This is a genomic window from Streptomyces sp. NPDC102514 (assembly GCF_055584525.1).
Genome location: NZ_JBVJLW010000008.1, coordinates 442,254 through 469,095, shown reverse-complemented (window position 1 = coordinate 469,095; position 26,842 = coordinate 442,254). Strand labels below are relative to the sequence as shown.

Below are 26,842 nucleotides of genomic sequence, written 5' to 3'. Positions count from 1 at the left end.
ACGTCGAAGCGTCCATGAGCAACCCCTCCAGCCTGCTCCACTGGACCCGCCGCATGATCGAGATCCGCAAACAGAACCCCGCCTTCGGCCTCGGCACCTACACCGAACTCCCCTCCTCCAACCCCGCCGTCATCGCCTTCCTGCGCGAATACAAGGACGACCTCGTGCTGTGCGTCCACAACTTCTCCCGCTTCGCCCAGCCCACCGAACTCGACCTCCAGACCTTCAACGGACGCCACCCCGTCGAACTCATCGGCGGCGTCCGCTTCCCCGCCATCGGCGAACTCCCCTACCTCCTCACCCTCGCCGGCCACGGCTTCTACTGGTTCCGCCTCCGCAAGGACGCCCTCTAGGACCGAGCCCCGACGGGCAGGTACAACGGACGGCGGGGCGGTTTCCCCCGCCCCGCCCTGGGCACGCAGTAGTAACACCCCGACTCCGGGGAAAGGACGCGACGCCATGTCCGAAGCCGTCACCCACTCAGTGCCCTCCGCTTCGACGAGCCCCGGCCTTCTCGCGTCCCTCGACCCACTGCTTCGCGAGTGGCTTCCACGGCAGCGGTGGTTCGCGGGAAAAGGCCGTCCCGTCACCGGGTTCTCCCTGGTCTCGGCGACCGAGGTGCTGCCACTGAACTCCCGACTGGGCCTGCTCCATCTGCTCGTACGGGCCCATCAGCCGCTCGTGCCCACGCAGAGCGCGCCCGCGTATCCGGCCGACTGCTACCAGCTGCTGCTCGGCGTGCGCGAGACACTGCCGCCACGGCTGGCACCCGCGCTGATCGGCCATCCGACGCAGGGGCCACTGGCCGGGCTGACCGTGTACGAGGCCCTGCACGACCCGCGGCCCGCCGATGTCCTCCTGGAGGCCCTGCGGGAACGGGCGCAGATCGGTGAGCTGCGTTTCGAGCGGGACATGGCGCAGGAGATCCGGGGCGATCTGGTGCCGCGCCTGGTGACCGCCGAGCAGTCGAACTCTTCTCTCGTCTATGGAGATACGTTCATCCTGAAGCTCCTGCGCCGGATCGTGCCCGGGATCAACCCCGATCTGGAGCTGCCGCTGGCGCTGGCCCGCGAGGGCTGCGCACGGGTGCCGGCACCGGCCGGCTGGATGCTCGCGGATCTGACCGCCGACTCCCCCGGCCCGGCCACGGGCCCGCCCGGTGACCCGTACGTCCTGGGTGTCCTGCAGCCCTTTCTCCAGGGCGCCTCGGACGGCTGGGACCTGTCCCTGCGCGAACTGGCCAAGGGTGAGGACTTCGGCGAGGCGGCGCGGGCCCTCGGCCGGGCCACGGCTGAGGTGCACACCGCGCTGGCCCGTGCGCTGCCCGAGGTGACCATGGGACGCGCGCAGATGGAACTGCTGGTGGAGGGCATGACCGAGCGGCTGACGGCGGCCGTCCAGACCGTGCCCTCGCTGCTGCCGTACGCGCCCGGTCTGCGGTCCGCGTTCGACGCGCTCGCCGATCTGGCGGGCGAGGGGCAGACATGGACGGCCCAGCGGATCCACGGGGACCTGCATCTGGGCCAGTGTCTGCGGTCGCCGTCCGGCAGCTGGTCGCTGATCGACTTCGAGGGCGAGCCCTCCAAGCCGCTCGCCGAGCGGCGCCTGCCCCAGCCGACCGCACGGGACGTGGCCGGCATGCTCCGCTCCTTCGACTACGCCGCGCACTCGCTCCGGACGGAGGGAACCCAGGTGTCCGCCGTGCCCGGCTGGGCCGACGCCTGCCGGGCCGCGTACTGCTCCGGATACGCCGAGGCCGGCGGCCGTGATCCGCGTACGGACCCGGTGCTGCTGCGCGCGTACGAGACCGACAAGGCGATCTACGAAGTCGTGTACGAGGCACGGCACCGGCCCGACTGGCTGCCCGTGCCGATGGTGGCAGTCCGCCGGCTGGCCCTTCCCGAACCGTCCTGACCGCCCCGACCCGCCCCGCTCCACCTCTCACTGTGCCGAGGAGGCTCCGCCCGTGACGCCCCGCCCGAACCCGCCCGCCAAGAAGCCGAAGAGCTCGAAGGCCAAGGCCAAGGCCGCCGACAAGGCCAAGGTCACCGGCAAGGCCGCCGACAAGGCGAAGGTGACGCCGGCTGTGGAGGAGGTGCGGGCCGACATCCAGGCCGACGCACAGGCCGAGGTCGTACAGGCCGAGGTCGTGCAGGCCGAGGCCGGCGTACGGGCCGAGGCCGTGGAGCCCGCACCCGTCGTGCCCGTGCCGGCCCAGGAGCCCGTCCAGGAGGTGCGGTCGCTGGCCGTGCTGGACCGGGCCGACCGGGAACGGCTGCTCGGGGGCGCACACCATGATCCGCACGCCGTGCTCGGGGCCCATCCCGTGCAGGACGGTGTGGTCTTCCGGGTGCTGCGGCCGTACGCGCTCGCCGTGACCGTCGTCGCCGAAGGACTGCGGGCCGAACTGCACGACGACGGGGACGGGTTCTTCTCCGCCGTGCTGCCGCTGCGGGAGGTGCCGGAGTACCGGCTGACGGTGGAGTACGAGGGCACGGTCCAGGACGTCGAGGACGCGTACCGCTTCCTGCCCACGCTCGGGGACTTCGATCTGCACCTGTTCGGGGAGGGTCGCCACGAGCAGCTGTGGACGATCCTCGGCGCGGAACCGATGGAACACCAGGGCGTGCCCGGCACGCGCTTCTCGGTCTGGGCGCCGAACGCCCGCGGTGTACGGATCTCGGGGTCGTTCAACTTCTGGGACGGCACCGCGTTCCCGATGCGTTCGCTGGGCTCGTCCGGGGTGTGGGAGCTGTTCGCCCCCGGGGTGCGGGAGGGGGAGCTCTACAAGTTCGAGATCACCCGCCCCGACGGGACGAAGACGATGCGGGCCGACCCGATGGCACGGCGCACGGAACTGCCGCCCGCCACGTCGTCCGTGATCCACGCCTCGCGCCACGAGTGGCAGGACGAGGAGTGGATGGCACGCCGGGCCGACCGCCCCGCGCACCAGGCCCCCTTCTCGGTCTACGAACTCCACCTGGCGTCCTGGCGACCGGGCCTGACCTACCGGCAACTGGCCGAACAGCTGCCCGTCTACATCTCCGACCTCGGCTTCACGCACGTCGAGCTGATGCCGGTCGCCGAGCACCCCTTCGGCGGCTCCTGGGGCTACCAGGTCACCGGCTTCTACGCGCCCACCGCCCGGCTCGGCACCCCCGACGACTTCAAGTACCTGGTCGACGCGCTGCACCGGGCCGGCATCGGCGTGATCATGGACTGGGTGCCCGCGCACTTCCCGCGCGACGAGTGGGCGCTCGCCGAGTTCGACGGACGGCCGCTGTACGAGCACGAGGACCCGCTGCGGGCCGCGCACCCCGACTGGGGAACCCTCGAATTCGACTACGGGCGCCGCGAGGTGCGCAACTTCCTGGTCGCCAACGCCGTGTACTGGTGCGAGGAGTTCCACATCGACGGACTGCGCGTCGACGCGGTCGCCTCCATGCTCTACCTCGACTACTCGCGCGAGGCCGGCCAGTGGACACCCAACGTCCACGGCGGCCGGGAGAACCTCGACGCGGTCGCCTTCCTCCAGGAGATGAACGCCACCGTCTACCGGCGCGAGCCCGGAGTCGTCACGATCGCCGAGGAGTCGACCGCGTGGGACGGCGTCACCCGGGCCACCCACCACATCGGGCCCGGCGGCTTCGGCGGGCTCGGCTTCGGCCTGAAGTGGAACATGGGCTGGATGCACGACTCGCTCGACTACGTCTCCCACGAGCCGGTGCACCGCAAGTACCACCACCACGAGATGACGTTCTCAATGGTGTACGCGTACAGCGAGAACTACGTCCTGCCGATCTCCCACGACGAGGTCGTCCACGGCAAGCGGTCGCTGGTGTCGAAGCTGCCGGGCGACTGGTGGCAGCAGCGGGCCACCCACCGCGCCTACCTGGGCTTCATGTGGGCCCACCCCGGCAAGCAGCTCCTCTTCATGGGCCAGGAGTTCGCCCAGGGCGCCGAGTGGTCCGAGGCGCACGGGCCCGACTGGTGGCTCCTCGACCCGTCGTACGGGGCCGAGGCCGACCACCGGGGTGTACGCGATCTCGTCCGCGACCTCAACGGGGTGTACCGGCGGGTGCCGGCGCTGTGGGAACTGGACACCGACCCCGCCGGGTTCGGGTGGGTCGCCGGGGACGCCGCCGAGGACAACGTCTTCGCGTTCCTGCGCTTCGGGGCGGACGGGGTGCCGCTGCTCGCGGTCTCCAACTTCTCGCCGGTCGTACGGCACGAGTACCGGCTGGGGGTGCCGGACGATGTGCCCGCGTGGCACGAGGTGCTGAACACGGATGCGGGGCGGTACGGCGGGGGTGACGTCTCCAACGCCGACCCCGTGAAGCCGGACGATCAGGCGTGGCACGGCCGCGCGGCCAGCATCCGCGTGACGCTGCCGCCCCTCTCGACGCTGTGGCTGCGCCCGGCGTAGGCCCGGGTTTCCTCGCCCCCGCCGCTCCTACCCGTTCCCGTCAACGACTCGGGGGCCAGCCCCCGAACCCCCGGTCCTCAAACGCCGGACGGGCTGAAAATCAGCCCGTCCGGCGTTTGAGGACACAGTGACGGGAAGGGTAGGGGCGGCGGGGGCGAGGAAAGGTCAGAAGGACTCTGCCAAGGGCTTCGGGAGTGGGGTCGTGTGGACGATGCCCAGTGACTGGGTCGCACGGGTCAGCGCCACGTACAGGTCACTCGTCCCGAATTCCCCCGGCTCCACCACCAACACCGCATCGAACTCCAACCCCTTGGCCTGACGCGGATCAAGCAGCACGACCCCGAGGGTGAGATCCGGCGACTCCCCCGCCACGACCCCGTCCAGCCGCGCGGCCAGCACCCCGTGCAGGGATCGCGGCGCGATCACCGCGAGCCGCCCCTCGACGGGAGCGAGATCGGCGACGGCCTTCTCCACCGCCCCGGCGAGATCGGACGTCCGGCGGGCCCAGGGCCGCACCCCCGTGGACCGCACGGAACTCGGCGGCTCGAAATCCGCGTGCTCCGCACGGAGTACCGCCGCGGCGACGTCCATGATCTCGGACGGCGTCCGGTAGTTGACCGCGAGACGGGTGTGCTCCCAGCGGTCCTCGACATAGGGGTGGAGGATCTCCGACCAGGAGCCGACACCCGCCGCCTCGGCCGTCTGCGCCGGGTCCCCGACCAGCGTCATCGACCGCGTCGGACTGCGCCGCATCAGCAGCCGCCACGCCATCGGGGACAGCTCCTGCGCCTCGTCGACGATGATGTGCCCGAACGCCCAGGTCCGGTCGGCCGCGGCCCGTTCGGCGGCACTGCGGTGGTCGTCCTCCTCGTGGCGCTCGGCCATCCGCTCGGCGTCGATGATGTCGTGTGCCGACAGGACCTCCGCGTCCTCGGCGTCGATGTCCTCGAATTCGTACGTCCTGGACGCGTAGGAGACGTCGAGCACGCCCTGTGCGTAGGCGACCTGCCGGTCCCGTTCCTGTTCGGCGGCGGCGCGGGTCATCCGGTCGTCCTCGCCGAGGAGTTCGGCTGCCTCGTCGAGGAGGGGGACGTCGGAGGTCGTCCAGGCCCGGGTCACCGTACGGCGTACCGCCTCCGCGTCCGCCACGGTGAGGTACGCGTCGGGCTCGGCGAGGAAGTCCGCGACGAGGCGCCGCGGGGTGACGCGCGGCCACAGCTGGTCGATCGCGGCCCAGACCTCGGGGTTCTCGGCGAGGTCGTCGCGGATCTGCGTGATGTCGCCGGGGTCGAGCAGGTTCGTGCCGTCGAAGGGGTCCGTGCCGATCCGTTCGGCCACCATGTCGGTGAGGGTGTTGAAGATGTGGCCCTCGAAGTGTTCGCGGGCCACGTTGTGCGGCAGCCGCGCCTCACGGGTGCGGTCGCGGGCGACGCCCACGAGACCGGCGTCGAGCATCAGGATGTCCCGGTCGTGCTCGATGGCGATCACCGGGTCGGGCAGCGCCTGCCGGTCGCGTACGACGGCGGCGAGGACGTCGGCCATGTCGGCGCGGCCCTTCACGGCGGCGGCCTCGGGGGTGTCGGAGGCGGTCGCCCGTACGCCGGGGAACAGTTCACCGACGGTCGCCAGCAGGACGCCCGTCTCACCGAGCGAGGGCAGCACCTCGCCGATGTAGCCGAGGAAGGCGGGGTTCGGGCCGACGATGAGGACGGCCCGCTTGGCGAGCAGTTCCCGGTGTTCGTAGAGGAGGTACGCCGCCCGGTGCAGCGCCACGGCCGTCTTGCCGGTGCCGGGGCCGCCCTCCACCACGAGGATGCCGCGGTGCGGGGCGCGGATGATGCGGTCCTGCTCGGCCTGGATGGTCTGCACGATGTCGCTCATCCGGCCGGTGCGCGCGGAGTTGAGCGCGGAGAGCAGTACGGCGTCGCCGGTCGGGTCCTCGTGGCCCGTGCGCAGCCGGTCCCCCAGGTCGAGGATCTCGTCGTGCAGCGCGGTGACGGTACGTCCCTCGGTGGTGATGTGCCGGCGGCGGCGCAGGCCCATGGGGGTGTGGCCGGTGGCGAGGTAGAAGGGGCGGGCGACCGGGGCCCGCCAGTCGATCAGGATCGGGGTGTGTTCGGCATCGTCGGCGCGGATGCCGATGCGGCCGATGTGGTGGGTGGGACCGGAGGGGCCGGCGGAGTGGCCTGAGAGGTCGGAGTGGTCCGAGAGGTCGATTCGGCCGAAGCAGAGTGAGCCGTCCACCGCGTTCAGCGCGGCGAGCAGGCCGGAGCGTTCGGCGACGAGGACGTCCCGTTCGAGGCGGGCCTGCATGGGGGTGCTGCCCTGCGCGAGGGCGTCGGTCACCGCGGCCTCGGTGCCGCCGCGCAGCGCGTCGACGCGCGCGTACAGGCCGTCGATGAATTCCTGCTCGCGGCGCAATTCATCGTCCGGCAATCCATTGGTCGTGTTCGAGGTCCTGTTTGACAATTCCGCTCCCGGCCGGATATACTGTGCACAGTGAACTTCTCCGTGACCTGTTTTACGCAAGTCGCGAACCATTCAATATACGCAGAGAAATCCCCCGCAGGCAATTGCCTGCGGGGGATTTCTCTATTCCGTCGGCCGGAGTCCGTCGGCGCCCCTCAGAGCACGTCCGCCAGTTCCTCCAGGAGCCGCCGCTTGGGGCGGGCGCCCACCATCGACTTCACCGGCCGGCCGCCGCGGAACACGATGAGCGTGGGCATCGACAGCACCCCGTACGCGTTCGTGGTCTCCGGGTTCGTGTCCACGTCCAGCTGCACCACCTTGAGCCGGTCGCCCTCCTCGGCGGCGACCGCGCTCAGCACCGGCGCGATCTGCCGGCACGGCGGGCACCAGTCCGCGGTGAACTCCACCAGCACGGGCAGCTCCGCCCCGATCACCTCCGCCTCGAAGCTGTCGTCCGTCACCTCGGCCACACCCACTGCCTTGATCACCCCGTCCTCCCTCCCAGTTCACACACGGGTTCCGGACCGCCCGGAACCGCCGCCTCGGACGCCAGCTCGTCCATGGCCCGCTCGGCGCGCGCCAACTGCCCGCCGACCTGGTCGCGTACCGACCGCAGCTCGTCGATCAGCTCGTCGAGCTCGCCCAGCTTGCGCCGGTACACGGCGAGCGAGGCCGGACAGGCGTCGCCCTCCGGGTGACCGGCCCGCAGACACTCCACGAAGGGCCGCGTCTCCTCCAGGTCGAACCCGAAGTCCTGCAGCGTCCTGATCTGCCGCAGCAGCTTCAGATCGCCCTCGTCGTACGCGCGGTAGCCGTTGCTCCCGCGCCGCGCGGGCAGCAGCCCCCGCGACTCGTAGTACCTGAGCGTGCGCGTGGTGGTCCCGGCCCGCTCCGCCAGCTCGCCGATTCGCATGCCGTGACGGTAATCCTTGACGCCCACGTCAAGGCAAGAAGACCAGGTCAGGCGTGAGGCAGGCGGGGGAAGGTCAGCGGGTGACGGGTGGCAGGAGCGGTTTGCGTTCCACCGGGGACGACAGGACGATCGACGTCGTCGTACGGCCCAGGGCCGACGTCTGCTCCAGTACGTCCTCCAGGTGGACGGTGTCCTCGACCGCGACCTTGAGGATCCAGCAGTCCTCGCCGACGACATGGTGGGCCTCGGTGACCTCGGGGCGGGCGAGCAGTTCCCGTGTCCTCGGGTGCTTCAGGGTGTAGCCGCCGTGCGGGTCGACCCGGATGAAGGCCTGGATGCCGTAGCCGAGGTGCGGCGACGACACATGGGCGCCGTAGCCGGTGACGGCACCGGCCGACTCCAGCCGCCGGACGCGTTCGGCGACGGCCGCCGGGGACAGCCGGACCCGGCGGCCCAGCTCGCTGATCCTGATCCGGCCGTCGCTCTGCAGCAGCTCCAGGATCTGCCGGTCCAGGGCGTCGAAGCCCACCGACGTTTCGACGGCGCCGGCTCGCGAATGCCGTGGTTCTTTCGGTGCCGTGACCGGATCTCCCATGTCTCCCCCTTCAGACCGCACACGTACAGCACGAGAATTATGACCGCGGGCCGGGTCAGGTCGGAGAGGATCCGATCCGATCGATCCGATCCGGTCGGGCATTCGGGAAAAGGGGCAGCGTGCGTGACGTATGTGTCATAGGCGGCAACCGGTATTTCGGCAAGCGGCTGATCGACCGGCTGCTTTCCGCCGGGGACAGGGTCACCGTCGTCAATCGCGGTTCGGCGGCGCCGCCCGCCGGGGCGGTCCAGCTGGTCGCCGACCGCGACGACGAGGAGTCGCTGGAGCGGGCGCTCGGCTCCCGCACCTTCGACGTCGTCGTCGACCAGGTCTGCTACACGCCCGTCCAGGCGGCGATCGCCCGCCGGGTCTTCGCGGGACGCACCGGGCGGTACGTCATGACGTCCACGGTCGAGGTGTACGAGCACGAGGACTCGGCGGGGCTCGTGGGCGAGGACGCGGTGGACCCGCGTACGGTCCGCGTCGACCTCGGGCTGCCGTGGGGCGACGCGGAGTTCCGCGACGCGCACTACGGCGAGGGAAAGCGGCAGGCGGAGGCGGTTTTCGCGACGAGGTCGACGGGGTCGGCGGACACCGCGTTTCCGTATGTGGCCGTGCGGGTGGCCCATGTGCTGGGCGGGGGCGACGACTTCACGGGGCGGCTCGCGCACTACGTGGAGCGGATCCGCTCCGGGGAGCCGGTCGTCGTGCCCGCGGTGGATCGTCCCGCCACGTACATCCACGTCGACGAGATCGCCGAATTCCTCGTGTGGGTCGTGGGGCAGGGGTTCACCGGGCCGGTGAATGCGGCGTCGCACGGGGTGTTGGGGACGGAGGAGTTGTGTGCGGTGGTGGGGGCGGGGGTGAGTGGTGGGGAGGTGGTGCTGCGGGTTTCGGAGAGCGGGCCGTTCTCGCCGCTGTCCTTCTCACGTGCGTACGGGATGGACAACGCGCGCGCCACACGCCTCGGGTTCACCTTCGGCGAAGTCCGAACCTGGCTGCCCCACGCCGTGACCGAAACCCTCCACTGACCGCCCTGCGCCTGCGGGCCGGTGGGGGCGTGAGGGGCCGGGGGCCGCGGGTCGTGTGCATCGTGCGGCTGCGTGGGGGTCACCCGCGCAGTTCCCCGCGCCCCTAAAAGCGGGGCTGCGCCCCATCAGGGGCGCGGGGAACGGCGCAGTCTTTTGTCTTCAGGGGCGCGGGGAACTGCGCGACCAGCCCCCACCGGGCCCGCACCCGTACACATAGCCGCACCCCTCCGTCGCGACCAAAAGCCGCCGGCGGCCGGCCAGGTGGGGGGTACCTGGGCGGGCCGCCGACGGCCGGGGAAGGGAATGGCTTGGTGCGGGCAGCGGAGCGCTACGCCTTCGCCAGCTCCTTGTCGCCCGCCTCAGGCTGATCCGGCACAACGGCGGAGCCGTCCGCAGGACCCCCGTGGCCGTCGTCCAGCAACGTCGTCTCGTCGAACGGAATCCGCCCCGCGAGCACCTCGTCCACCCGGGGCCGGTCGATCTCCTTGGTCCACGTACCGATGAGGACCGTCGCCACCGCGTTGCCCGCGAAGTTCGTCAGGGCGCGCGCCTCGCTCATGAAGCGGTCGATGCCGACGATCAGGCCGATGCCGTCCACCAGCGCCGGCTTGTGGGAGGAGAGACCGCCCGCCAGGGTGGCCAGGCCCGCGCCGGTGACTCCCGCCGCGCCCTTGGAGGCGACCAGCAGGAAGAGGAGCAGCGGGATCTGCTCGCTGATCGCCATCGGCGTACCCATGGCGTCGGCGATGAACAGCGAGGCCATGGTCATGTAGATCATGGTGCCGTCGAGGTTGAAGGAGTAGCCGGTCGGAACGGTGATGCCGACCACCGGCTTGCTGACCCCCAGGTGCTCCATCTTCGCGATGAGCCGCGGCAGCGCGGACTCGGAGGAGGAGGTGGAGAGGATGAGCAGGAACTCCCGGCCCAGGTACTTGAGCAGCAGGAAGATGTTGAGGCCCGCGACCACCCGCAGCAGCGTGCCGAGCACGATGAAGACGAAGAGGAAACAGGTGACGTAGAAGCCGAGCATCAGGACGGCGAGGCTCTTGAGGGCGTCCACACCCGCCGAGCCGGTGACCGCCGCGATCGCGCCGAACGCGCCGATGGGCGCCGCCCACATCACCATGGCGAGGATGCGGAAGACCAGGCGCTGGATGTGCTCGATGCCGCGCAGGATCGGCGCGCCGGAGGAGCCCATGGCCTGCAGCGCGAAGCCGGTGAGCAGGGCGACGAGCAGGGTCTGCAGGACCTCGCCGCCGGTGAACGCGGAGACGATCGTCGTGGGAATGATCCCGAGCAGGAACTCCTCGGTGTTCTTGGCCTCGACGACCTGTCCCTGGCCGGCGTCCTTGATCGCGTCGGTCACCGCGAGGCCCGTCCCGGGCTCCAGGATGTTGCCGACGACCAGGCCGATGGCGAGCGCGACGAACGACATGACCACGAAGTAGCCGAGCGCGATGCCGCCGACCGCGCCGACCTTGGCGGCCTTGCGCACCGAGCCGATGCCCAGGACGATCGTGCAGAAGATGATCGGCGAGATCATCATCTTGATCAGGTTCACGAAGCCGGTACCGATCGGCTTCAGCTTCACCGCGAAATCGGGGGCGATCAGACCCACCGCGATACCGGCGGCCACGGCGATGATCACCGCGATGTACAGATAGTGCGTGCGGTCCCGCTTGGCTGCGGGAGCGGCAGGTGCCGTATCGGGTGTGCTGGTCACGGCTGCCCTCCTTGACGACGTCGTCGGCATCATCCGGCGTGCGGCTCACGTCCGGGGGTTGTCGGTGACTATCTCCCGGCGTGTGAGGGCGGTCACCCTTCCGTTCATTTCGTTCACACATTTCCTGGCGGGCACACTGTTGCCATGCGCCTCCCCCGAGCCCCACGTCCTCGCAGCCTGGCCGGGCAGCTCTTCGCCATGCAGGCCGTGCTCGTCGCCGTCGTGGTCGCGGGCTGCGCGCTCTTCACGTACATCAGCGACCGCAGCCAGGCGGAGGACGCGGCGGGCCGCCAGGCCATGGGGGTGGCCCGTTCGGTCGCGGACTCCCCTTCGGTACGGGAGGCCGTCCGTACGGAGGACCCGACGGCGACGCTCCAGCCGTACGCGCTGGCGGTGCAGCGGCACGCGCAGGTCGACTTCGTCACGATCATGAACCCCGAGGGCATCCGCTGGACCCACCCCAACGAGGAGCTGATCGGCAAGCACTTCCTGGGGCACACGGACCGTGCGCTGCTGGGCCAGTCCTTCACCGAGACGTACACGGGGACGCTCGGCGAGTCCGTGCGGGCGGTCACGCCGATCCGTGACGGGGTGGGCGACGACGACAGGATCGTCGGTCTGGTCAGTGCGGGGATCAAGGTCGACGAGATCAGCGCGCGGGTCGAGGGCCAGGTCAAGGCCTTGTTCGGGGTGGCCGCCGCGGCGCTGGCGCTGGGCGCCATCGGTACGTACGTCATAAACGCCCGGCTGCGGCGCTCCACCCACGGGATGAACGCGGCCGAGCTGAGCCGGATGCACGACTACCACGAGGCCGCGCTGCACGCGGTGCGCGAGGGGCTGCTGATGCTGGACGGGCAGTACCGGGTGGCGTTGATCAACGACGGCGGGCGTGAGCTGCTGGGGGTGGGCGGTGACGTGGTGGGCCACTCGGTGGCGGAGCTGGAACTGCCCGCTCCGCTGACGGGGGCGCTGCTGTCGGGCGAGCCGCGGGTGGACGAGGTGTATCTCACGGAGTCGCGGGTGCTCGTCATGAACACCTCGCCGGTGTCGGGCGGTGAGCGCCGGGGCACGGTCGTGACCCTGCGCGATGTCACCGAGCTGCAGTCCCTGATGGGTGAGCTGGACTCCGAGCGGGGCTTCACGACGGCGTTGCGCTCGCAGGCCCACGAGGCGGCGAACCGGCTCCACACCGTCGTCTCGCTGATCGAGCTGGGGCGGGCCGAGGAGGCGGTCGACTTCGCCACGGCCGAGCTGGAGCTGGCGCAGGCCCTGACCGACCAGGTCGTGGCGGCGGTCAGCGAGCCGGTGCTCGCCGCGCTGCTGCTGGGCAAGACGGCCCAGGCGAACGAGCGCGGTGTGGAACTGGTCGTCTCCGAGGACAGCAGCATCGACGACGGTCTGCTCCCGGCCTCCCTCACCGCCCGTGACCTGGTGACGGTCCTGGGCAACCTGATCGACAACGCCGTGGACGCGGCGCAGGGCTCGGTGGGCGCCCGGGTCACCGTCACCGCGCTCGCGGACACGACGGGCCTCGTCCTGCGGGTCACCGACACCGGGGCGGGGGTGGATCCGGCCCACGCGGAGGAGGTCTTCCAGCGCGGCTGGTCCACGAAGCCGTCGGGCCCCGGCGGACGCGGGCTGGGCCTGGCCCTGGTCCGCCAGGCGGTGTCCCGCCACGACGGCACCCTGACGGTGACGCAGGCCCCAGGAGGCGGCGCATCCTTCGAGGCCCGCCTCCCCCTACCACCCCAGCCCCCGGAAGGGCCACGAGAAACGCCACACCCAGAACCCGACGCCACCCCCCTCCGCCCCAAAGGGGCGCGAGGAACGGCGCGACCAACCCCCACCGACCCGCACCTCAAAACCAACGCCGCGCCCCTCCGCCCTGAAGGGGCGCGAGGAACGGCGCGACCAGCCCCCACCGACCCGCACCCGGAAGTCGAACCCGAGGCCGGGTCGGGGCCAGGGGCAGAGCCCCACCCCGCGCCCACGCAACACGGAGGCACCCCATGAGCACGCCCTCCCCCGGCCAGGACATCCGCGTCCTGGTAGTCGAGGACGACCCCGTCGCCGCGGACGCGCACGTCCTGTACGTGGGCCGCGTGCCCGGATTCGTCGCCGTCGGCAAGGCCCACACCGGCGCGGAGGCGAGACGCGCGCTGGACCGCACACCCGTGGACCTCCTCCTCCTCGACCTCCACCTCCCGGACGTGCACGGCCTGCAACTGGCCCGTTCGCTGCGCGCCGCCGGCTACCACGCGGACGTGATCGCGGTGACGTCCGCGCGCGACCTCACGGTCGTACGGGAGGGCGTGTCACTCGGGGTCGTGCAGTACGTACTGAAGCCGTTCACCTTCGCCACCCTCCGCGACCGGCTCATCCGCTACGCCGAGTTCCACGCCGCCGCCGGCGAGGCCAGCGGTCAGGACGAGGTCGACCGGGCCCTCGCCACGCTCCGGGCGCCGGGTCCTGCCGCCCTGCCGAAGGGGCTGAGCGCGCCCACCCTGGAGAAGGTCACGCGCGCGCTGCGCGACCACGCGGAGGGGCTGACCGCGACGGGCGTCGCGGAGGCCGTGGGCATCTCGCGGATCACGGCCCGCCGGTATCTGGAGCATCTGGTGGACGCGGGACGCGCCGGGCGGAGCCCGCAGTACGGACAGGTGGGCCGGCCCGAGCTGCAGTACCGGTGGGTGAAGGGGTAACCGGTTCAGGGGATCGAACAATTGGGCCATATGCGGGACTACACGGAGCTACGGGACATCTACGGGCCGCGACCGGGCACGAATGGACGCGATGAGACACGACCGTAACGGAGCAGTCGCGCAAGGTCATTGACCTGACGCGACCGCTCCTCTTACGTTCGGGCCATCGAACAACGGCCACAAAGACGTCGGCCGGCAGGAGGTCGTACCCGTGCGTCCCACCCCCACTCCGTTCCTTCTCGCGACCCTGCTCGCCGCCTCCGCACTCACCGCCTGCGGCAGCGGCTCCGGCAGCGATCCGGACACCGTGGAGATCTCCTACAAACAGTCGACGGACAACTCCGTACGTGTCATGGACACGTATCTCGCGGACATCAAGACGGAGTTCGAGAAGGCCAACCCGGGCAAGGAGGTCAAGCTCGTCCCGATCAAGGCCCCGGACTCGGAGTACTACACGAAGCTCCAGCAGATGCTCCGCTCCCCCAAGACCGCGCCCGACCTGGTCTACGAGGACACCTTCCTCATCAACTCCGACATCACGAGCGGCTACCTCAAGCCCCTGGACCCGTACCTCGACAAGTGGGACGACTGGGGCCAGTTCATCGACACGGCGAAGTCGGCGGCGCAGGCGGAGGACGGGAAGACGTACGGCGTCCCGGACGGCACGGACACCCGGGGCCTCTGGTTCGACAAGGGCATCTTCGCGAAGGCGGGCCTGCCCGCCGACTGGCAGCCGAAGACCTGGGACGACATCCTCGACGCGGCCCGCACGATCAAGGAGAAGGTCCCGGACGTCACGCCCATGAACGTGTACACGGGCAAGCCCGCGGGCGAGGCGGCCACCATGCAGGGCTTCGAGATGCTCCTGTACGGGACGGCCACCGGCGCCACCGAGAGCCCGCTGTACGACACGGCGTCCAAGAAGTGGATCACCGGCAGCCAGGGGTTCAAGGACTCGCTGCAGTTCGTCGAGACGGTCTTCAAGGAGAAGCTGGGCCCGGACGTCTCGGACGCCCTCGACCCGAACTTCGCGACCAGTGTCCGCGGTGAACTCCTCCCCGAGGGCAAGCTCGGCATCAACCTCGACGGCTCCTGGCTCCCGCAGGACTGGCTGAAGGGCAGCGGCCACGAGTGGCCGGAGTGGTCGAAGAAGCTGGGCCTCGCCTACATGCCCACGCAGGCCGGCCAGTCGCCCGGCAAGGTGAGCATGTCGGGCGGCTGGACCTGGGCCGTGCCGAGCAAGGCGGCCAACCCCGACCTGGCCTTCGAGTTCATCAAGACCATGCAGACGAAGGCGAACGCCCAGAAGTGGTACATCGCCAACTCCGGTATCGCGGTGCGCACGGACGTGGCCGAGGACCCGGCGTACGTGAAGGCGCAGCCCGGCATCGACTTCTTCACCGGTCTGGTGGCGAACACGCACTACCGCCCGGCCTACCCCGCGTACCCGAAGGTCTCCACGGCCATCCAGGAGGCGATGGAGGGCGTGACGACGGGCGACAGCTCGGTCGCGGAGGCGGCCAAGGGCTACGACGAGGAACTGAAGTCGGTCACGGACAACCAGGTCATCAAGAAGTGAGCGCAGCACGGCGAGAAGTGAGCACAGTGTGGTCGTAAGTCAGCGGGGGGCCGGTCCCGGTGAGCGCACGGTGGTCGTCAAGGAGGGCGGGAGCACCCGCGCTCCGCGGCTTCGCACCCTCACCCGGGCCCTCCCCGTCACCCCCGCCCTCGTCATCCTCGTCCTGTTCCTGGCCGGGCCGATCGCGTACTGCGCCTACATCGCCTTCACCGATCTGCAGCTCACCGGCCAGGCAGAGTCGTCCTTCACCGGGTTCGACAACTTCCGTACGGCCTTCAAGGACGACGCGTTCCTCAACGCCGTATGGCTGACGCTCGTCTTCACGTTCCTCAGCTCGATCGTCGGCCAGAACACGCTGGGCCTGGCCCTGGCCGCGCTGATGCAGCGCGCGTCGAAGCCGGTCCGTACGCTCACCGGCGGGATCGTCGTCACGGCCTGGGTGCTCCCCGAGGTCGTGGCCGGCTTCCTCCTGTACGCCTTCTTCCGCCGCGAGGGCACGCTCAACGCGATCCTCGACTGGCTGCATCTGCCGTCCCAGAACTGGCTGTTCACGCTGCCGATCCTGGCGGTGTCGTTCGCGAACGTGTGGCGCGGCACGGCCTTCTCGATGCTGGTCTACTCGGCCGCCCTGAACGAGATCCCCAAGGAGATCACCGAGGCGGCGGAGGTGGACGGCGCGGGCGGCTGGCGCCGGATGTGGCACATCACGCTGCCGATGATCCGCCGGTCGATCGGCACGAACCTGATGCTCAACACCCTCCAGACCCTGTCGGTGTTCGGGCTGATCTGGGTGATGACGAGGGGCGGCCCGGGAAACCGCAGCCAGACCCTGCCGCTCTTCATGTACGAGCAGGCCTTCCAGAAGAGCATGATCGGCTACGGGACCGCCGTCGCCCTCCTCCTGCTGGTGGTCGGCTCGCTCTTCTCCCTGGTCTATATGCGCCTGCTGCGGACGGAGGTCTGAGATGGCCGCGCGTACGACTCTCAACTCCCGGCGGGCCAACCGCCGTTACGCGGCCGACGCGAGCCTCCTGTTCGTCGCGGCGGCCTTCGTGCTGCCGCTGGCCTGGGTGGTCCTGTCCGCCCTGGACCCGCACGCCGGGCTGAAGGTGAAACTGCCGGACGGGGTCACGCTCGACAACTTCGACGCGGTCCTGAAGCCGGACATCACCTACACGCCGATGCTCAACAGCCTGATCCTGTGCGGCTTCGCGACGCTGCTGACGGTGGTCTGCGCCGCGCTGGCCGCGTATCCGCTCTCGCGGTTCCGGTCCCGGCTGAACCGCCCGTTCCTCCTCACGATCATCTTCGCGACGAGTCTGCCGATCACGGCGATCATGGTTCCGGTGTACGCGCTGTTCGTGCAGGTGAACCTGATCGACACCATGCAGGGCACGATCTTCTTCTTCACCGCGTCCCAACTGCCGTTCGCCATCTGGCTGATGAAGAACTTCATGGACGGCGTGCCGAAGGAGCTGGAGGAGGCGGCCTGGACGGACGGGGCCTCGTCGTTCCAGTCGCTGCTGCGGGTCGTGCTGCCGCTGATGGGCCCGGGGATCGCGGTGGTGACCGTCTTCTCGTTCGTGGCCATGTGGGGGAACTTCTTCGTCCCCTTCATGCTGCTGCTCTCGCCGGAGCAGATGCCGGCGTCGGTGAGCATCAACGACTTCTTCGGCAACCGCGGCACGGTGGTCTACGGACAGCTGGCCGCGTTCTCCATCATCTACTCGACGCCGGTGATCCTGCTGTACGTGCTGGTGGCGCGGAGGCTGGGCGGGGGGTTCGCGCTGGGCGGGGCGGTCAAGGGATGACCGCCCCGCCCAGGACTCGTACCGGACCCGTACCGGATCTACCGGATCTACCGGGGGGTCAGCTGGTCGTGACGGCCGTGTCGTCGACGACGAAGCTGGTCTGCAGTGAGGTGTCCTCCACGCCGCTGAACTTCAGGGCGACGGTGGAGCCCGCGTAGGAGGACAGGTCGAAGGTCTTCTGGACGTACCCCGTGGCCTTGTTGAGGTTGGAGTAGGTGGCCAGGGTGGTCGAGCCCGCGGTGACGGTGAGCTTGTCGTAGGCGGTGCTCGTGGACGTCTCCGCGGTGTCGATGTGCAGCCAGAAGGTGAAGCTGGCCTTGCAGCCGGCGGGGATGGTCACCGACTGGGACAGCGTGTCGGTGTGCGTGGACCCGTACCCGTCGAGCCACGCCTTGTACGAGCCGCCGTGGGCCGCCTGGTCGGTGTCGCTGGTGATGACACCGCTGGTCGCGGTCCAGGTGGTGTTGCCCGACTCGAAGCCCGCGTTGCCGAGCAGCTGCGCCGAGGTGCAGGTGCCGCCGCCGGTGGAACTGACGGTCCAGGTGAAGGACGCCGTGCCGGTCGCGCCGGTGCTGTCGGTGACGGTGACCGTGGTGCTGTAGGTCCCGGCCGCGGTCGGGGTCCCGGTGATCGCGCCGGAGCTGCTGATCGACAGGCCGGTGGGCAGGCCGGTGGCGGCGTAGGACAGCGAGCCGCTGTTGGTGCTGCTGGCCGAGATCTGCAGGCTGACCGCGGTGCCGACGACGGAGGACTGGCTGCCCGGGTTGGTGACGGTGACGCCGCCGGTCGGCGGGGTGACGTGGCTGCCCACGTTGATCCCGGCGAAGGCGTTCGCGACGCCCGCGTACTGGGTCGAACTGGCCCCGTACAGCGAGGTCGCGGCGTTCAGGGCGGCGGTGCGGGCGCCCGCGTAGTTCGTCGTCGACGTCATGTACGTCGTCAGCGCCTTGTACCAGATCTGCAGGGCGGCGGCGCGGCCGATGCCCGCGACGGCGACACCGTCGGAGGTCGGGCTGTTGTAGGAGACGCCGTTGATGACCTTGCTGCCGCTGCCCTCGGAGAGCAGGTAGAACATGTGGTTCGCGGGGCCCGAGGAGTAGTGGACGTCGAGGTTGCCGATGCCGGAGTACCAGCTGTCGGAGGAGCCGCCGTCCTTGTCGGGCTCGTCCATGTAGCGCAGCGGGGAGCCGTCGCCGTTGATGTCGATCTCTTCGCCGATGAGGTAGTCGCCGACGTCGTTGGAGTTGGCGGCGTAGAACTCGACGCCGGTGCCGAAGATGTCGGAGGTCGCCTCGTTCAACCCGCCGGACTCACCGGTGTAGTTGAGGTTCGCGGTGTTGGAGGTGACGCCGTGGCTCATCTCGTGGCCGGCCACGTCGAGCGAGGTCAGCGCGTGGGTGCTGCTGGTGCCGTCGCCGTACGTCATGCAGAAGCAGTCGTCGTCCCAGAAGGCGTTGACGTACGCCGAGCTGTAGTGGACGCGGGAGTAGGCGGCGACACCGTCGTTCTTGATGCCGCTGCGCCCGAACGTGTTCTTGTAGAAGTCCCAGGTCGTCTGGGCGCCGTAGGCGGCGTCCACGCCGGCGGTCTGGGTGTTGGAGCCCGACCCGGTGCCCCACACGTCGTCCGCGTCGGTCATCAGGGTGCCGGTGCCCGAGGTGCCGTTGTTGAGCGAGTACGTCTTGTGGCCGCCGCGGGTGGTGTCGTACAGCTGGTACGTCGAACCGGACAGCGTGGTGTTCAGCGTGACCGTGCCGCTGTACTGGCTGTTGCCGGTGCCGGTCTTGACGTCCTGGAACTCGTGGAGCTTCGCCCCCGTGCTCGCGTCGGTGATGACGTGCAGCCTGCTGGGGGTGCCGTCGTCCTGGAGGCCGCCGACGACGGTCTCCCAGGCGAGCTTCGGGGTGCCGTCGCCCGCCCAGATGACCTTGCGGGCGCTGTCGGCGGTGGGCTTCCGGGCGTCGAGCGCCCTGGCCGCCTTGAGGGCCTTGGTCTCGGCCGCCGCCTTGGTGTAGGTCGCGGTGGTGGAGGAGACCTTGAGGGTGCGCTTCCCGGCGAAGGTGGTGCTCACCGTTCCCTTGGCCACGGAGGCGGGCGGGGTGTGCACGACGAGGTCGCCGCCGAGGACGGGGAGCCCGGCGTAGGTGCGCTCGTAGCGGGTGTGGAGCGTGCCGTCGTTGTCCTTGACGACGTCCTTGACGAGCAGCTTCTCCTTGGCGCCGAGGCCCAGGGAGTCGGCCGTCGTGCCGGTCTTCTTCGCCGCGCTCCTGATCAGCGCGGTGTGCTGGGCCGGGGTCAGTTCGGCCGTGAGGCCCCCGCTGCGCACGGGGCTCGGGTGGGGGGCGGCGGGCTCGGCGGCTGCGGGGACCGTCTGTACGCCGACGGCGAGGAGGGCTGCGGTGGCCACCAGGGCTCCGGCTGCGGCCGCCTGGCGGGGGATTCGTCTCACTCGTACTCCTACTGCGACGGCCGCGGATCGGCGGCCGGTGACAGCCCGGACAGACGGGATGTGCTGCCCGGGACGAGCTGAGCAGGGGGTGCGGGACCGTCACCGCGGGCAGGCTGTGGGGGAAACCGGGCCGTGGCTGGGGGAAGGATGGCACCGTTGACCTATACATGTCAGTCCCCGGCAGATGATCCTAGGGTTATCCCTCTGTAGCCCTGTGTGACCCCTGTGCGGTCGCTGTACGACTCCTGTACGACGTCGTTCGGCCCACAGGCACCACCCTCGGGGCAGCCCCGACCGCTCGCCCCGACCGCCCGCCCCGACCGCTCGCCGCACACATCGGGCGGATGCCCGAAAGGGCAGCCTCCGTCACCCCTCGCTCTTCCCCGACGCCTCTTCCCGTCCGCCGCCACCGGCCCGACAATCGGCTCGGAGAAAACCCAGAGGAACGTGATGCACGGACACGACCGCTCGCAAGCAGCCGAAATGGGCAACAGCGCGGGGCACGCGCGACGCGGGGCCCCACGGCCGGGACCGGCGCACCGGTCGGCGGCCCTGCTGGCCGCCGGACGCCCGTCGGCCGACGCCCTGCGGTCGGTGCAGCGCTCCGCGGGCAACGCCGCCGCCGCGGCGTCCATGGCCGCACTGCCCGTCCAGCGCGCCAGCGCCTATGTCGCGACCGGCAGCAGGGAATCCCAGACGCTCGCGGACAAGCTCAAGGAACGCCACGGCCTGAGCGCGGACCCGAAGAGCGTCAAACCCGGCGAGATCCTCTGGATCATCGGACACGGTTCGGAGATCGGCGACGGCACCGCGTCGGCGAACGAGGTCCGCCGGGCAGGCTTCCGTCCGGGCGGTGGCAGGGAAGTACGGCTGGTGGTCTGCAACGCCGGGCGCCGGCCGGTGGACGCCCACGCCGCGCCCGCCCAGAACATCGCGAACATCCTGCGGACCCCGGTGCACGGCTCCACCGCCATGGTCATGCACGTCAACGGCGGCGACAGCGACATCATCGAGGGCAAGTTCCACAAGTTCATGCCGCAGAACCCCGTCGAGGACATCACCAGTCGCATGAGTCACCTGTCGACGAGAGACGCCGGCCCGACGGACGAGCTCACCAGCAGGATGGGGCAGTTGACCCTGGACGCGGACGGGTGGAGCTCCCACAACGGCGCGGGCGGCTCCTCCAGCCTGCGAGGGGACGGCGTGGACGCCGCCATCAGAGGCATGCGCCACCTGTCCGTGCGGGACCGGGACTCCGACTCCGGCGGAGGATGACGTCCCCGGCGGCACCCTCCGCCGGACGCCGTACACCGTACGCCTGGCGCACCGAACGGTTCGCGCCGTGCGTTTACGCTCCCCCACCCGTGCACCACACGCGCCAGGCGGTACCGGGACGGGCGGCACCCGCCATTCCCCGCCCGGCGTCGCACCCGCCGGAAGCACACGCTCCGCCACTGCGGCTTGCTTCCCGCATATGCCCTCCGACGCTGCTCATGGCGCGTGCCGCGGCGGCCCGGCGGCCCGACACCACCGCTGACCGCCCTCGCTCGCGCCGCGGTCCCGGCACATCGGCCTATGCACGCGTTCACTGGACAACTGTCCGAAATAGTAGGTTCACACAATCTGTGAGCCTGGCCGAACAGACCGTAGTCACCGCAGCCCCGCGGCCATACGTTGTGCCCGTGCACCAACAGTCGGCCCCGCAGCCCACCCCGCCCTTCGACGCCCCGGCCGCCCGGAAACTGCGTATCGCCCTCGGCATGGGTCCCGAACATGTCGCCTACGGGATACGGACCTCGTTCGGACTGCCCCATGTGACACCCGACCTGGTCGACGCCTGGGAGCGCGGCCTGGTCAGCCCCGGCAACGGTGAACTGATAGCCCTCGCGGGCGTGTTGTGGTGCTCGCCGGGCGAACTCATCGGCGCACCGAGGACGTTGCGCGAGCACCGGATCGCACGCGGCCTGCCCGCCGAGGACGTCGCGCGCTCCGTGGGGCTCGAACTCCTCGCGTACGTACGGATGGAGGAGGCGGACGAATGGCGCGGCAGCGAACGGCAGTCGGCGGCGCTCGCCCAGGTGCTGGACCTCTCGCCGGCCGACCTCGTCACGGTCACCGGCCGTGAGCCGAAACTGGCGATGATGCTGCGCGGCGCGGTGACGACCCGCTGGCAGGCGTACGTCCGCCCGGTGGGCAAACTCCTGACGATGGAGCGCCGGATCGTGGGGCACGCGCTGCGGGCCCTGCACACCGAGTACCAGGGCCGGATGGTGCCGACCCTGAGCTGGGGCGGCGGCGCGGCGGCGGCCGAGGCCGACGACGCGGGCCGGGACTTCCTGGACCGGATCGTCGACCGCTTCTGGTCGACGATCCGCCACGACGCCGAGAGGTACAGCGACGGGTGAGGCCCGCTGTCGGCTAGAAGACCGACTCCGCCTCGTCCATGCGGTCCTTCGGGACCGTCTTCAGTTCTGTGACCGCCTCGGCCAGGGGGACCATCACGACGTCCGTGCCGCGCAGCGCGGTCATCCGGCCGAACTCGCCGCGGTGCGCCGCCTCCACCGCGTGCCAGCCGAAGCGCGTGGCGAGGACCCGGTCGTACGCGGTCGGCGTGCCGCCGCGCTGGATGTGGCCGAGGATGACCGGCTTGGCCTCCTTGCCGAGGCGGCGCTCCAGCTCGTACGCCAGTGCCGTGCCGATGCCCTGGAAGCGCTCGTGGCCGAACTGGTCGATCTCGCCGTGGCCGTAGTCCATGCTGCCCGCGGCGGGGTGCGCGCCCTCGGCCACGCAGATGACCGCGAACTTCTTGCCGCGTGCGAAGCGCTCCTCGACCATCTTGATGAGGTCGGCCGGGTCGAAGGGGCGCTCGGGCAGGCAGATGCCGTGGGCGCCGGCGGCCATGCCGGACTCCAGGGCGATCCAGCCGGCGTGGCGGCCCATGACCTCGACGACCATCACCCGCTGGTGGGACTCGGCGGTCGTCTTGAGGCGGTCCATCGCCTCCGTGGCGACCCCGACGGCGGTGTCGAAGCCGAAGGTGCGGTCCGTCGACGAGATGTCGTTGTCGATCGTCTTGGGGACGCCGACGACGGGCAGGCCCGCGTCCGACAGCATCCGCGCCGCGGTCAGCGTGCCCTCGCCGCCGATCGGGATGAGGACGTCGATACCGAACTCGCGCGCCATGTCCTGCGCGTTCTCGCAGGCCTCGCGGAGGCGGTCGCGCTGGAGCCGGGAGGAGCCGAGGATGGTGCCGCCGCGGGCGAGGATGCCGCTGACGGCGTCCAGGTCGAGGGAGCGGTAGCGGCCTTCGAGCAGTCCCGCGTAGCCGTCCTCGAAACCGACGACCTCGGCGTCGTAGTTGGTGACGGCTCGGTGCACGACCGACCGGATGACGGCGTTCAGTCCCGGACAGTCGCCGCCTGCGGTAAGAACTCCGATACGCATCGTGCTGTGTCTCCTGCTCGCTGTGGGGCCGTGTCTCCTGGGGTGCCTGAGAGCCAGTCCGATTGTTTCATGGGCCACAGGGGGCCGCTGTCCGCACCCTTCGCGCCCCCGCGACAGCCGGCACGCCCCTCTCACGCCCCCGTCAGGCCCCCCGGGCCTCTCCCCCGCCCCTCCGGAGCGCCTGTCCGCCCTTGGCCTGACGGGCGCCTTAGCCATGCCCGGAGGTATTGTCAAGAGGGCTCAGCCGGCGACGTCGGCTGCGTTTTTACCGACATCGGAGGAAACGGAGAGCACGCGTGACGCGCAGCGTGTACGTGACCGGGATCGACCGAGGTGACGGCCGCCAGGTCATCGAGCTGGGAGTCATGGAGCTCCTGACCCGCCAGGTGGACCGGGTGGGGGTGTTCCGCCCCCTCGTCCACGACGGACCCGACCGGCTCTTCGAGTTGCTGCGTGCCCGCTACCGCCTCGCGCAGGACCCGGCGACGGTCTACGGCATGGACTACCACGAGGCGTCCGCGCTCCAGGCCGACCAGGGCACGGACGAACTGGTCTCGCAGCTCGTCGACCGTTTCCACGCGGTGGCCCGCGACTACGACGTGGTCCTCGTCCTCGGTACGGACTACGCCGACACCCAGTTCCCGGACGAGCTGGCGCTCAACGCCCGGCTGGCGAACGAGTTCGGCGCGTCCGTGATCCCCGTGGTGGGCGGCCGCAAGCAGACCGTGGAGTCGGTGCTCGCGGAGACCCGCAACGCGTTCCGCGCCTACGACGGCCTGGGCTGCGACGTCCTCGCGATGGTGGTGAACAGGGTCGCCCCCGCCGACCGCGGGGACATCCACGACCTGCTCGACAACCGCCTCCCCGTGCCCTGCTCCGTACTGCCGGACGAGCCCGCGCTCTCCGCGCCGACGGTCGCCCAGATCACCCACGCCCTCGGCGGCAAGGTGCTCCTCGGCGACGACGCGGGGCTCGCCCGCGACGCCCTGAACTTCGTGTTCGGCGGCGCGATGCTGCCGAACTTCCTGGGCGCGCTGACCCCCGGCTGCATGGTCGTCACCCCCGGCGACCGCGCCGACCTCGTGGTGGGCGCCCTCGCCGCGCACAGCGCCGGCACCCCGCCGATAGCGGGCGTGGTGCTCACCCTGAACGAGCGCCCGAGCGACCTCGTCCTCACCCTGGCCGCCCGCCTCGCCCCCGGCACCCCGGTGGTGGCGGTCGAGACGGGTTCCTTCCTCACGGCGTCCGAACTCTTCGCCATGGAAGGCAAGCTGAACGCGGCCACGCCCCGCAAGGCGGAGACGGCGCTGGGCCTCTTCGAGCGGTACGTGGACAGCGGCGACCTCCTCAAGCGTGTCTCGGCGCCCAGCAGCGGCCGTGTCACGCCGATGATGTTCGAGCACAAGCTCCTGGAGCAGGCCCGCTCCGACAAGCGGCGCGTCGTGCTGCCCGAGGGCACCGAGCCGCGCGTCCTGCACGCCGCCGAGGTGCTGCTGCGCCGCGTTGTCTGCGACCTCACCCTGCTCGGTCCCGTCGACCAGATCCGCAAGAAGGCCGCCGACCTCGGCATCGACCTCGGCGCCGCCCAGCTGATCGACCCGCAGACCTCCGGACTGCGCGACCGGTTCGCCGAGCGGTACGCCGAACTCCGTTCCCACAAGGGCGTGTCCGTCGAGCTGGCGTACGACGTCGTCTCGGACGTGAACTACTTCGGCACGCTGATGGTCCAGGAGGGCCTCGCCGACGGCATGGTCTCGGGGTCGGTGCACTCCACGGCGGCCACCATCCGCCCGGCCTTCGAGATCATCAAGACCAAGCCGGAGGCGTCGATCGTCTCCTCGGTCTTCTTCATGTGCCTCGCCGACAAGGTCCTCGTGTACGGCGACTGCGCGGTCAACCCCGACCCGGACGCGGAGCAGCTGGCCGACATCGCCATCCAGGCCGCCGCCACGGCCGAGCAGTTCGGTGTCGAGCCGCGGATCGCGATGCTCTCGTACTCGACCGGCACGTCCGGCTCGGGCGCGGACGTCGACAAGGTGCGTACGGCCACCGAGCTGGTCCGCTCGCGGCGGACCGATCTGAGCATCGAGGGACCGATCCAGTACGACGCGGCCGTCGAGCCGTCCGTCGCGGCGACCAAGCTGCCGGGGTCGAAGGTCGCCGGGCAGGCGTCCGTGCTGATCTTCCCGGACCTCAACACCGGCAACAACACGTACAAGGCCGTGCAGCGGTCGGCCGGCGCGATCGCCGTCGGGCCGGTCCTCCAGGGTCTGCGCAAGCCGGTCAACGACCTGTCCAGGGGCGCGCTCGTCGGGGACATCGTGAACACGGTCGCCATCACCGCGATCCAGGCGCAGGCGCAGCCCCCGGCCGCCTCGGCGCACGAGGCCCCCGCCCCCGACGCCACCCCCACCGCGCCCCCGACCCCGAAGGTTTCCGCCCAGTGAGTGCCACCCGCGTCCTCGTCCTCAACTCCGGTTCGTCCTCGGTGAAGTACCAACTGCTCGACATGAGCGACGGCAGCCGGCTGGCCGCGGGGCTCGTCGAGCGCATCGGCGAGGAGACCTCCCGGCTCAAGCACTCCCCGCTGGCCACGGGCGGCGGGACCCGCGAGAGCGACGGGCCGATCGCCGACCACGAGGCCGCGCTGAAGGCCGTTGCCGGGGAGCTGTCCCGCGACGGGCTCGGCCTGGACTCCCCCGAGCTGGCCGCGATCGGCCACCGGGTGGTCCACGGCGGCCGGCAGTTCACGCAGCCGACCGTCGTCGACGACGCGGTCCTCGCCGAGATCGAGCGCCTCATCCCGGTGGCGCCGCTGCACAACCCGGCCAACCTCACCGGCATCCGTACCGCACAGGCACTGCGCCCGGACCTCCCCCAGGTCGCCGTCTTCGACACGGCGTTCCACACGACGATGCCGGAGTCCGCGGCCCGCTACGCGATCGACGTGCGGACGGCCGACGAGCACCGCATCCGCCGGTACGGCTTCCACGGCACCTCGCACGCGTACGTGTCCCGCAAGGCCGCCGAGCTGCTCGGGCGGGCCCCCGAGGACGTGAACGTCATCGTGCTGCACCTGGGCAACGGCGCGTCGGCGTCGGCGGTCGAGGGCGGCCGGTGCGTGGACACGTCCATGGGGCTGACGCCTTTGGAGGGGCTCGTGATGGGTACGCGCTCGGGAGACGTGGATCCCGCGGTCATCTTCCATTTGATGCGCGTTGGCGAAATGTCCACGGACGAGATCGACACTCTGCTCAACAAGAAGAGCGGACTGCTCGGACTGTGCGGTGACAACGACATGCGGGAGATCCGCCGCCGTATCGACGAGGGCGGTGAGGACGCCGCACCGGCGCGGCTCGCCTTCGACATCTACATACACCGACTGAAGAAGTACATCGGCGCGTATTACGCGGTACTGGGCCGGGTCGACGCGGTCGTCTTCACGGCCGGCGTCGGGGAGAACGCGGCCCCGGTGCGCGAGGCCGCGATCGCTGGCCTCCAGTCGCTGGGCCTGGCCGTCGACGGCGACCTGAACGCCGTACGGTCCGGCGAGGCGCGGCTGATCTCGCCCGAGGGCGCGCGGGTCGCGGTGGCCGTCGTGCCGACCGACGAGGAACTGGAGATCGCGCACCAGACGTACGCGCTCGTGGCGGACGGGACCGCCGGGGCCGCCTGAAAAAGCCTCGAAAACATTAAAAAG

At 70.5% G+C, this 26,842-nt stretch carries 20 protein-coding genes; 13 read left to right on the top strand and 7 right to left on the bottom strand.

What is annotated here, in order from left to right:
* The 3 genes from ACZ60E_RS23105 to glgB form a co-directional block, all read left to right on the top strand.
* The coding region (locus tag ACZ60E_RS23105) for an alpha-glucosidase C-terminal domain-containing protein (protein ID WP_469442726.1) at positions 1-353 on the top strand (353 nt) is incomplete at its 5' end.
* 106 nt (positions 354-459) lie between these two features.
* Positions 460-1,914: a maltokinase N-terminal cap-like domain-containing protein gene (locus ACZ60E_RS23100; RefSeq protein WP_469442724.1), complete on the top strand. Its 1,455-nt coding sequence runs from the start codon at positions 460-462 to the stop codon at positions 1,912-1,914.
* A 235-nt stretch (positions 1,915-2,149) separates the two neighbouring features.
* Positions 2,150-4,426 (top strand): 1,4-alpha-glucan branching enzyme, encoded by a 2,277-nt coding sequence (gene glgB / locus ACZ60E_RS23095; RefSeq protein ID WP_469442753.1) that lies wholly within the window; start codon positions 2,150-2,152, stop codon positions 4,424-4,426.
* Between the two features lie 165 nt (positions 4,427-4,591).
* On the opposite strand, the gene ACZ60E_RS23090 is transcribed toward glgB, so the two are convergent.
* The 4 genes from ACZ60E_RS23090 to ACZ60E_RS23075 form a co-directional block, all read right to left on the bottom strand.
* Complete coding sequence (locus ACZ60E_RS23090; protein WP_469442751.1) at positions 4,592-6,913, bottom strand: HelD family protein; 2,322 nt, start codon at positions 6,911-6,913, stop codon at positions 4,592-4,594.
* A 137-nt stretch (positions 6,914-7,050) separates the two neighbouring features.
* Positions 7,051-7,383: a thioredoxin gene (trxA, locus tag ACZ60E_RS23085; RefSeq protein ID WP_453795096.1), complete on the bottom strand. Its 333-nt coding sequence runs from the start codon at positions 7,381-7,383 to the stop codon at positions 7,051-7,053.
* A complete protein-coding gene (locus ACZ60E_RS23080; protein ID WP_384816608.1) occupies positions 7,380-7,808 on the bottom strand; it encodes a MerR family transcriptional regulator in 429 nt (142 codons plus the stop codon). The genes trxA and ACZ60E_RS23080 overlap by 4 nt, the downstream gene beginning before the upstream one ends.
* A 73-nt stretch (positions 7,809-7,881) precedes the next feature.
* Positions 7,882-8,403, bottom strand: a complete 522-nt coding sequence (locus tag ACZ60E_RS23075) for an Lrp/AsnC family transcriptional regulator (RefSeq protein WP_469442722.1) — start codon at positions 8,401-8,403, stop codon at positions 7,882-7,884.
* Positions 8,404-8,522: 119 nt separating this feature from the next.
* On the opposite strand from ACZ60E_RS23075, the gene ACZ60E_RS23070 reads away from it, so the two are divergent.
* Positions 8,523-9,434 (top strand): NAD-dependent epimerase/dehydratase family protein, encoded by a 912-nt coding sequence (locus ACZ60E_RS23070; protein WP_469442721.1) that lies wholly within the window; start codon positions 8,523-8,525, stop codon positions 9,432-9,434.
* A gap of 328 nt (positions 9,435-9,762) precedes the next feature.
* Here the strand turns inward: ACZ60E_RS23070 and ACZ60E_RS23065 are convergent, their stop codons facing one another.
* Entirely contained in the window at positions 9,763-11,157 is a 1,395-nt protein-coding gene (locus tag ACZ60E_RS23065) for a cation:dicarboxylate symporter family transporter (protein ID WP_384813543.1), read from the bottom strand.
* Between the two features lie 144 nt (positions 11,158-11,301).
* Between ACZ60E_RS23065 and ACZ60E_RS23060 the strand changes: the two genes are divergently transcribed.
* From ACZ60E_RS23060 to ACZ60E_RS23040, 5 genes are all read left to right on the top strand, one after another.
* Positions 11,302-13,170: a sensor histidine kinase gene (locus ACZ60E_RS23060; RefSeq protein ID WP_469442720.1), complete on the top strand. Its 1,869-nt coding sequence runs from the start codon at positions 11,302-11,304 to the stop codon at positions 13,168-13,170.
* Complete coding sequence (locus ACZ60E_RS23055; protein WP_384813539.1) at positions 13,167-13,859, top strand: response regulator; 693 nt, start codon at positions 13,167-13,169, stop codon at positions 13,857-13,859. Before ACZ60E_RS23060 ends, ACZ60E_RS23055 begins: the two co-directional genes overlap by 4 nt.
* Positions 13,860-14,070: 211 nt before the next feature.
* Positions 14,071-15,438: an extracellular solute-binding protein gene (locus tag ACZ60E_RS23050; protein WP_384813538.1), complete on the top strand. Its 1,368-nt coding sequence runs from the start codon at positions 14,071-14,073 to the stop codon at positions 15,436-15,438.
* Between the two features lie 70 nt (positions 15,439-15,508).
* Positions 15,509-16,402, top strand: a complete 894-nt coding sequence (locus ACZ60E_RS23045) for a carbohydrate ABC transporter permease (protein ID WP_469442750.1) — start codon at positions 15,509-15,511, stop codon at positions 16,400-16,402.
* A 1-nt stretch (position 16,403) separates the two neighbouring features.
* Entirely contained in the window at positions 16,404-17,249 is an 846-nt protein-coding gene (locus tag ACZ60E_RS23040; protein WP_469442718.1) for a carbohydrate ABC transporter permease, read from the top strand.
* A gap of 58 nt (positions 17,250-17,307) precedes the next feature.
* On the opposite strand, the gene ACZ60E_RS23035 is transcribed toward ACZ60E_RS23040, so the two are convergent.
* Entirely contained in the window at positions 17,308-19,698 is a 2,391-nt protein-coding gene (locus ACZ60E_RS23035; RefSeq protein ID WP_469442716.1) for a M4 family metallopeptidase, read from the bottom strand.
* Positions 19,699-20,181: 483 nt separating this feature from the next.
* Between ACZ60E_RS23035 and ACZ60E_RS23030 the strand changes: the two genes are divergently transcribed.
* Entirely contained in the window at positions 20,182-20,973 is a 792-nt protein-coding gene (locus ACZ60E_RS23030; RefSeq protein WP_469442714.1) for a hypothetical protein, read from the top strand.
* A gap of 401 nt (positions 20,974-21,374) precedes the next feature.
* Positions 21,375-22,103: a helix-turn-helix transcriptional regulator gene (locus ACZ60E_RS23025; protein ID WP_469442712.1), complete on the top strand. Its 729-nt coding sequence runs from the start codon at positions 21,375-21,377 to the stop codon at positions 22,101-22,103.
* A gap of 13 nt (positions 22,104-22,116) precedes the next feature.
* Here ACZ60E_RS23025 and ACZ60E_RS23020 read toward each other — a convergent pair whose 3' ends face one another.
* Positions 22,117-23,142: an ATP-dependent 6-phosphofructokinase gene (locus tag ACZ60E_RS23020; RefSeq protein ID WP_189773386.1), complete on the bottom strand. Its 1,026-nt coding sequence runs from the start codon at positions 23,140-23,142 to the stop codon at positions 22,117-22,119.
* Between the two features lie 296 nt (positions 23,143-23,438).
* Between ACZ60E_RS23020 and pta the strand changes: the two genes are divergently transcribed.
* Together pta and ACZ60E_RS23010 are read left to right on the top strand one after the other, a co-directional pair.
* Positions 23,439-25,589 (top strand): phosphate acetyltransferase, encoded by a 2,151-nt coding sequence (gene pta / locus ACZ60E_RS23015; protein WP_469442710.1) that lies wholly within the window; start codon positions 23,439-23,441, stop codon positions 25,587-25,589.
* Positions 25,586-26,818, top strand: coding sequence for an acetate kinase (locus tag ACZ60E_RS23010; RefSeq protein ID WP_469442707.1), 1,233 nt, complete (start codon positions 25,586-25,588; stop codon positions 26,816-26,818). The genes pta and ACZ60E_RS23010 overlap by 4 nt, the downstream gene beginning before the upstream one ends.
* Positions 26,819-26,842 lie beyond the last annotated feature (24 nt).

What these genes read in the sequence shown, in the direction of transcription:
- ACZ60E_RS23100 (WP_469442724.1), top strand. Translation starts at nt 460, where the DNA reads ATGTCCGAAGCCGTCACCCACTCAGTGCCCTCCGCTTCGACGAGCCCC.
- ACZ60E_RS23080 (WP_384816608.1), bottom strand. Translation starts at nt 7,808, where the DNA reads ATGCGAATCGGCGAGCTGGCGGAGCGGGCCGGGACCACCACGCGCACG.
- ACZ60E_RS23075 (WP_469442722.1), bottom strand. Translation starts at nt 8,403, where the DNA reads ATGGGAGATCCGGTCACGGCACCGAAAGAACCACGGCATTCGCGAGCC.
- ACZ60E_RS23060 (WP_469442720.1), top strand. Translation starts at nt 11,302, where the DNA reads ATGCGCCTCCCCCGAGCCCCACGTCCTCGCAGCCTGGCCGGGCAGCTC.
- ACZ60E_RS23055 (WP_384813539.1), top strand. Translation starts at nt 13,167, where the DNA reads ATGAGCACGCCCTCCCCCGGCCAGGACATCCGCGTCCTGGTAGTCGAG.
- ACZ60E_RS23040 (WP_469442718.1), top strand. Translation starts at nt 16,404, where the DNA reads ATGGCCGCGCGTACGACTCTCAACTCCCGGCGGGCCAACCGCCGTTAC.
- ACZ60E_RS23030 (WP_469442714.1), top strand. Translation starts at nt 20,182, where the DNA reads ATGGGCAACAGCGCGGGGCACGCGCGACGCGGGGCCCCACGGCCGGGA.
- ACZ60E_RS23020 (WP_189773386.1), bottom strand. Translation starts at nt 23,142, where the DNA reads ATGCGTATCGGAGTTCTTACCGCAGGCGGCGACTGTCCGGGACTGAAC.